Source organism: Treponema endosymbiont of Eucomonympha sp. (assembly GCF_001028545.1).
The window spans coordinates 1-869 of sequence record NZ_BBPW01000258.1 but is presented as its reverse complement, the minus strand read 5'-3'; the positions used below and the strand labels follow the sequence as shown (position 1 = coordinate 869).

General features: G+C 60.5%; 1 protein-coding gene and 1 pseudogene. Both read right to left on the bottom strand.

The genetic code is table 11. The features are described 5' to 3' along the window. Window positions 1–614 (bottom strand): TetR/AcrR family transcriptional regulator (locus tag AWU74_RS14285; RefSeq protein ID WP_062328610.1); only part of this gene is annotated, 614 nt, incomplete at its 3' end. An 8-nt stretch (window positions 615–622) separates the two neighbouring features. Beyond that, window positions 623–869, bottom strand: a pseudogene (locus AWU74_RS14280) (hypothetical protein); the annotation flags it as partial.

Here is an 869-nt window from a genome sequence, read left to right as displayed (position 1 = left end):
TTCGATGTCTTGGGGGGAGACTTGAGCAGGCTCCGTGCTCCGTCGGATATCAGGCGGGTGACGATCTCTGCATATTCGTCTCGGCTGACGGATCCCGTGCTTTTGAACCAGAGGTAATGCCAGTTCACCATGCCGAACAGCGACATCGTGACGGGGGTGAGCATCTTCGTGCCCTTGAGGTGAGGCGCGGCGCCGGCAACCGCCGCCGAAAAGATCCGGACCAGGTCGCGCTCCATGCCTTTCAGTTCGGCCTGACGCTCGGCCGGCAGAAACCGCATGCTGCTGATCTGGACGTTGTGCTGTGAATCGGCGTCCCGGTAGGCTTCGAGCAGCGCGGCAATCAGGCCGCGCAGCCTCGTTTCCGGCGCAGCCGCGGGATTATCAGCGGCCTCGACGACTTCCAGCAGTTCCTCGAGATGGAAGCGGATCACGTCGAACAGAAGACCCTCTTTATCTTTGTAGTAGTGATAGAGGTTGGCCTTGGACACGCCGCAGGCTTCCGCAATCTTGTTCATCGACGCGCGGTCATAACCGTGCGCCGAGAAAAGCTCCGCGGAGCGGTTGAGGATCGCCTGTCGTTTGTCGTCGTAGTCGTTGGCGCGGCTGCGTGCCATGAGACGTCTTATTCCTTTGGCCGTTTGTCGATGACGCGTTTGGCTTTGCCGACCGAGCGCTCGATGCTTCCGGGATCGAGCACGGTGACAAGCGCGGTGATGCCGATGGTGTCCTTGACTGACAGCGCCAGTTGCTTCGTGGCTGCTTCGCGCGCCGGGAAACTTGCATCCGGCCGTGCCTCGACCTGGATTTCCATGTTGTCCATGCGGCCGTCACGGGTGAGGACAAGCTGGTAGTGCAGTGACAAATCGTGA